Origin of the sequence: Collimonas sp. OK412 (genome assembly GCF_900112135.1) — a bacterium.
Classification (GTDB): Bacteria; Pseudomonadota; Gammaproteobacteria; order Burkholderiales; family Burkholderiaceae_D; genus Collimonas; species Collimonas rhizosphaerae.
On sequence record NZ_FOLC01000044.1, the window covers coordinates 1 to 7,167 of the forward strand.

The window sequence follows — 7,167 nt, forward strand, 5'->3', positions numbered from 1 at the left end:
GTCTCGTCGCTCTCCACATCGACTTCGACTGGTTTGAGCACGACTAACAGCAACGTGTCTTCGCTGTCGACATCGACGTCCACCGGCATCGCCTCGTTGTCTACTTCAACCTCGACTGGTCTGAGTACGACGAATAGCAGTGTCTCGTCGCTCTCCACATCGACGTCAACTGGCTTGAGCACAGCGAACAGCAATGTTTCATCGTTGTCGACCTCGACATCTACCGGCATCGCCTCGTTGTCGACTTCAACCTCGACTGGTTTGAGCACGACCAATAGCAATGTCTCGTCCCTGTCGACGGGGCTGAGCGCAACGACCAGCAATATTGGCTCCTTGTCGACCGGCCTGAGCACCACTAATAGCAATGTGGCGTCGCTGTCGACTTCAACTTCGACCGGTCTAAGCACTACTAACAGCAATGCTTCATCGTTATCGACCTCGACATCTACCGGCATCGCCTCGCTGTCGACTTCAGCTTCGACTGGCCTGAGCACTACCAACAGCAGCGTCTCGTCGCTGTCAACATCGTCTTCAACTGGTTTGAGTACGGTCGGCAGCAATGTGGATTCCTTGTCGACGTCGACGTCTACCGGCCTGAGCACCACTAACAGCAACGTGTCTTCGCTGTCGACTTCCGCGTCGACCGGCCTGAGCACCGCTAACAGCAATGTGGCATCGCTGTCGACATCAACCTCGACCGGCCTGAGCACCACTAACAGCAACGTCTCATCGCTGTCGACGGGGTTGAGCGCAACGACCAGCAATATTGACTCTTTGTCGACTGGCCTGAGCACCACCAATAGCAATGTAGCGTCGCTGTCGACATCAACCTCGACTGGCCTGAGTACCACTAACAGCAATGTCTCATCGCTGTCGACGGGGCTGAGCGCAACGACCAGCAATATTGGCTCATTGTCGACTGGCCTGAGCACTGCCAGCAGCAGCGTCTCATCACTGTCGACATCGTCTTCAACTGGTTTGAGCACTACTAACAGCAACGTCTCATCGCTGTCGACGGGGTTGAGCGCTACGACCAGCAATATTGGCTCTTTGTCGACTGGCCTGAGCACCACCAACAGCAATGTCTCATCGCTATCGACTTCGACTTCGACAGGCCTGAGCACGACTAACAGCAATGTCTCATCGCTGTCGACAGGGTTGAGCGCAACGACCAGCAATATTGGTTCCTTGTCGACTGGCCTGAGCACTGCCAACAGCAGCGTCTCATCACTGTCAACATCGTCTTCAACTGGCCTGAGCACCACCAACAGCAATGTTTCATCGTTGTCGACTTCAACCTCGACCGGCCTGAGTACAGTCAGCAGCAATATAGACTCCTTGTCGACGTCGACATCTACCGGCCTGAGCACCACTAACAGCAATGTCTCGTCGCTGTCGACGGGACTGAGCGCAACGACCAGCAACATTGGCTCGTTGTCGACTGGCCTGAGTACTACCAATAGCAATGTCTCGTCGCTGTCGACGGGGCTGAGCGCGACGACCAGCAATATTGGCTCCTTGTCGACCGGCCTGAGCACGGCTAACAGCAGCGTGTCTTCGCTGTCGACTTCCGCCTCGACTGGCTTGAGCACGACCGACAGCAATGTTTCATCGTTGTCGACTTCGACATCTACCGGCATCGCCTCGCTGTCGACGTCAACTTCGACAGGCCTGAGCACGACTAACAGCAACGTCTCGTCGCTGTCGACGGGACTGAGCGCGACGACCAGCAATATTGGCTCCTTGTCGACTGGCCTGAGTACTACCAACAGCAATGTCTCGTCGCTGTCGACGGGGCTGAGTGCAACGACCAGTAATATTGGCTCCTTGTCTACCGGCCTGAGCACGACCAGCAGCAGCGTCTCATCACTGTCAACATCGTCCTCAACTGGTTTGAGCACAACCAACAGTAATGTTTCATCGTTGTCGACTTCAACCTCGACTGGCCTGAGCACGGTCAGCAGCAATGTGGATTCCTTGTCCACATCGACCTCAACCGGCTTGAGCACAACGAACAGCAATGTTTCATCCTTGTCGACCTCGACGTCTACGGGCGTGAGCACCGCCAACAGCAATGTGGCATCGCTGTCGACGTCTACATCGACTGGTATCGCATCGTTGTCGACTTCAAACTCCACCGGTTTAAGTACAGCCAACAGTAATGTCGCCTCGCTGTCGACCTCGACCTCAACCGGCATTGCATCGTTGTCGACCTCTACCTCGACCAGCCTGAGCGCCGCCGTCAGCAACGTCGAGTCGTTGTCGACCTCTACCTCGACCGGCATCAGCACTGCGCAAAGCGGCGTGTCGTCGCTGTCTACCGGCCTGAGCACGACGATCACCTCGCTGTCGACCGGCATCACTACCGGCGGATTGACGGTAACCGGGCAGACCATCACCAACGGCATCAACAACAGCGGCCAGAAAATCACCAACCTGGCGGCCGGCACGGCGGGTACCGATGCGGTCAATGTCAACCAGCTGACATCGTTGTCGACCGCGACCTCGTCCGGCATGGCATCGCTGTCGACCTCGACGTCGACCGGCCTGAGCACCACCAACAGCAATGTCGGTTCGCTGTCGACCTCAACCTCGACAGCCTTGTCGACCAACACCAGCAGCATCAATTCGCTGTCGACCGGCCTGTCCAGCACTACCTCGAACATCGGTTCCCTGTCGACCGGCCTGTCTACCACCACCAGCAATGTGAGTTCGCTGTCGACGTCGACATCGACCGGGATTTCCTCCTTGTCGACGGGAATTTCATCGTTGTCGACCGGGCTGAGCCAGGTAACGTCGCTTTCCACCGGCTTGAGCAACATTACCAACGGCACGACTTCGTTGTCGACATCGTTGAAGCCATTGGTTGACGGGGCCGCTGCCGCCGCGGCCAATGGCGCCACGGTCGGCTCCACCACCATAGGCGGCGCCAACAGCAACGGCACGGTCCAAACCCGCGGCACCAGCGGCACGGCGATCAGCAGTGTGAACGCCGCCACCTGCAGCAGCGTCAGTGGCGTGGACGCCACCGGCACCGGCCTGTGCGCGCAGGCGACCAAGGATGGCGCCACGGCGATCGGTTCGAATGCCCAGGCGACCGACACCAACGCTACCGCCGTGGGCTTCCGCGCGCTGGCTTCGCAAGCCGGTTCGGTGGCGATCGGCTACAACGCAAGGGCAACCGGCGATCCGACGGTGGCTATCGGTAACAATGCGCTGGCCTCGGGCAATGACGCGGTAGCGATGGGCGCCGGCGCGCAAGCTACGGCGAACCGTTCGGTGGCGCTGGGTGCGTATTCGGTGGCAGACCAGCCTAATACGGTCTCGGTCGGTTCCGCCGGCAACGAGCGCCGTGTCACCAATGTGGCGCCAGGGGTCAATCCTACCGACGCCGTGAATGTATCGCAGCTCAATAGCGTACAAAACCAGATTGGCAATGTGCAGCGAATTGCTTACTCAGGTGTCGCCATGAGCATGGCGATGGCGGGAGCCGTGACCACGGCGCTGGAACGAGGCGAAGGGCGGATGGGAGTGGGTATCGGCTCTTACCAGGGTTATGGTGCGCTTGCATTGCAATTCAGGGCAAAAACCAGCAGCGGTAACAATACCTGGGGTGTTGGCGTGAGCACCACAGGCAGTGTCTGGGGGGTATCGGCCGGGGTCGACTTCAAGTTGTGGTGATCGGCCACACAGGCCGCCGCTCCACCCAGTCCGGGATGCAATAAGAAACAGGCAGCCGGTACTCAAAAAAAACCCGCAATGACTTTAAGTTATTGCGGGTTTTTTATCGTTTTGAATTCTGCCGGCACAGGCGCCTGAAAAACGATTTGACAATTGTTTTTCAAAAAAAATATCAAAACAACATGGTCGATATGGCTGGTTTAGTGGTGCCCGCGAGACACAAAATTGCCATACAGGAACTAATGTGTGAACCAATGTTACACAGTGTCAAACATTGTTAAGTTGCGAAAAATGGAACAAGAGGCGGTGATAAATTGCGGCTGTCTTATGAATTGTCTGAGCTCTTGATAGCGGCAGTTGAGAATGAACGTGACCAGGTCACTTCGTCTCACCACCCTGATGTGATTAAAGAGTTCTTTGCGGTAATAGCAACGCTTAGCTTCCTGGGAGGAAGAAATGAACAAATTGCATCGGGTGTCCGGTACCAAGCCGCCATCATTTGGAAGTGTGACTTTTGACGTTGCGCCAGCCCTTGGCCTTGCCGGCCTGGCTTTGCTGTTTCCCCTAGGCATGTTGTTTTTCTTGTACGGCACCGAGCACTTGCTGTCCGCTGTCCGCTATCTGTTCGCCGTCTAGTTTTCCCATTTTTCCTGCGCGATCAATCTGATCCCCAGCTGCAAGCCGTACCTACTTTCGTATAGAGCCAACCATGAATAAAATTTACCGCACCGTCTACAGCCAGATCCTGGGTACCTGGGTTGCCGTCTCGGAACTGGTCTCCGCAAAGGGCAAGCAAACAGGTTCGAGCCGTTCCGCAAGCATGCCTGCTTCGGCAGGGGATACCGGCTGGAGATATCTGCTGAGCAGGGATTTCCCCTTAAAGACGTCGGTACTGGCGCTGGCATTGGCGCTGCCGCTGTCTGGATATGCATCCACCATTACGCCGGTTGGCTGCAATACCAATATAGGACTTACCTTCACCGGCCTGGACGGCACGAATACCACGGGCACTTTTACCGATGGCAGCGGATACTATTCAACGGTTACAGGCTGCGGCGCCAACGGTAATGGCAAGACTGGCGTGACCTTGTTTGGGTCCGGCACGCAGGTTACGGGAAATTACGGCACCGCAAACGGCTTCATGAGCGTGGCTGGCACGCAAGCGACGGCGGTGGGTGTGCAGGCGACAGCCACAGGAAACAGCAGCGTGGCGGTCGGCTTGCTGAGCCAGGCGACGCAAACCAATAGTGTCGCCATCGGTTCCGGCGGCAGCAGCACCGCGCCGACCATCGGCAATTCCACCACGGCCGGTGGGACCGGTGCGGTGGCGATTGGCGGCAACGCGACTAAAGGCGCGCAAGCGCTGGCTACGGACGGGGTGGCCATAGGCGGCGAGTCATCGGTGGCCTCATTGGCTACTTCGGGTGTGGCGCTGGGGCGCGGCGCTACGGCGTCATACACCAACAGCGTGGCGCTCGGCGCCGGCTCGACCACCGGGGCAGCAGCACCGACCGGCACCGGTTTCCTGACAGGCACAGCCGCACCGCTTTCCGAGGTTTCTGTCGGCTCTGCCGCTGCACTTCGGCGCATCAGCAATGTTGCCGATGGTTCGGCGCAGCAGGATGCAGTGACCGTGGCGCAATTGAGCACAGGCGCGAGCAGCCTGTCGACCGGGATCAGCTCCCTGTCAACCTCGGCTTCCACCGGCTTGAGTACGGCCAACAGCAGCGTATCGTCGCTGTCGACCTCGAGTTCAACCGGGTTGAGCACGGCCAATAGCAATGTCACCTCGCTGTCGACATCCACTTCCACCGGAATTGCATCGCTGTCGACCTCGACTTCGACCGGCCTGAGCACTGCCAACAGCAACGTGGCGTCATTGTCGACTTCGACGTCAACCGGTGTTGCTTCGCTGTCGACATCGACCTCGACTGGCTTGAGCACCGCCAACAGCAACGTCGCGTCGCTGTCGACTTCGACTTCGACCGGCATCGCTTCGCTGTCGACTTCAACCTCGACCGGCTTGAGCACCACCAACAGCAACGTGAGTTCGCTGTCGACTTCGGCTTCGACCGGCATTGTTTCGCTGTCTACTTCGGCGTCGACTGGTTTGAGCACCACCAACAGCAATGTTTCATCGCTGTCGACTTCGGCTTCGACCGGCATTGTCTCGCTGTCGACTTCGGCATCAACTGGCTTGAGCACCACCAACAGCAGCGTAAGTTCGCTGTCGACCTCGGCTTCGACCGGCATTGTTTCACTGTCGACTTCGGCCTCGACTGGCTTGAGCACCACCAACAGCAGCGTCACATCGCTGTCGACCTCGGCGTCGACCGGCATTGTCTCGCTGTCGACTTCGGCGTCGACGGGTTTGAGCACGACCAACAGCAGCGTGAGTTCGCTGTCGACCTCGGCGTCGACCGGCATTGTTTCGCTGTCGACTTCAGCGTCGACCGGCTTGAGCACCACCAACAGCAGCGTCGCATCGCTGTCGACTTCAACCTCGACCGGAATTGTTTCGCTGTCGACTTCAGCGTCGACCGGCTTGAGCACCACCAATAGCAGTGTCTCGTCGTTGTCGACCTCGACATCCACCGGCATCGCTTCGCTGTCGACGTCGACTTCGACCGGGTTGAGCACCGCCAACAGCGGTGTCTCGTCGTTGTCGACATCGACGTCCACCGGCATCGCCTCTCTGTCGACTTCCACCTCGACCGGCTTGAGCACAGCCAACAGCGGAGTGGCTTCGCTGTCGACGTCGGCCTCCACCGGCCTGAGTACAGCCAACAGCAACGTCACATCGCTGTCGACCTCGACGTCGACCGGCATCAGCACCGCCCAGAGCGGCGTGACATCCTTGTCCACAGGCTTGAGCACGACGGTTGCTTCGCTGTCGACCGGCATCACGACCGCTGGCCTTACCGTTACCGGCGCAACCACCACCAATGGCATAGACAATAGCGGCCAGAAGATTACTAACCTGGCTGCAGGTACGGCAGACACCGACGCCGTGAATGTCAGCCAGCTGAATTCGCTGTCGACCACGACATCAAGCGGTTTGAGCACGGCCAATAGCAATGTCTCGTCGTTGTCGACCTCGACATCCACCGGCATCGCTTCGCTGTCGACCTCGACATCAACGGGGCTGAGCACGACCAACAGCAGTGTCACATCGCTGTCAACCTCGACCTCCACCGGTCTGAGCACCACCAACAGCAGTGTCACATCGCTGTCAACTTCGACCTCCACCGGCCTGAGTACAGCCAACAGCAACGTGGCTTCCTTGTCGACCTCGACTTCGACAGGCATCGCATCGCTGTCGACCTCGACCTCCACAGGCCTGAGCACGACCAATAGCAGTGTCACATCGTTGTCGACCTCGACCTCCACCGGCCTGAGCACGACCAATAGCAGTGTCACATCGTTGTCGACCTCGACATCCACCGGCTTGAGCACCACCAACAGCAACGTGGCTTCGCTGTCGAC

General features: G+C 58.3%; 3 protein-coding genes. All 3 read left to right on the forward strand.

Features of this window, described 5'->3' with window-relative positions:
- A partial coding sequence (locus BM062_RS25435) for a hemagluttinin family protein (protein ID WP_139220187.1) occupies positions 1-3,681 on the forward strand: 3,681 nt, incomplete at its 5' end.
- Between the two features lie 456 nt (positions 3,682-4,137).
- Positions 4,138-4,317 (forward strand): hypothetical protein, encoded by a 180-nt coding sequence (locus BM062_RS24260; RefSeq protein WP_092402149.1) that lies wholly within the window; start codon positions 4,138-4,140, stop codon positions 4,315-4,317.
- A 73-nt stretch (positions 4,318-4,390) separates the two neighbouring features.
- A partial coding sequence (locus BM062_RS24265; protein WP_305763974.1) for an ESPR-type extended signal peptide-containing protein occupies positions 4,391-7,167 on the forward strand: 2,777 nt, incomplete at its 3' end.

Coding starts and splice junctions, on each gene's coding strand:
- BM062_RS24260 (WP_092402149.1), top strand. CDS start 4,138: ATGAACAAATTGCATCGGGTGTCCGGTACCAAGCCGCCATCATTTGGA.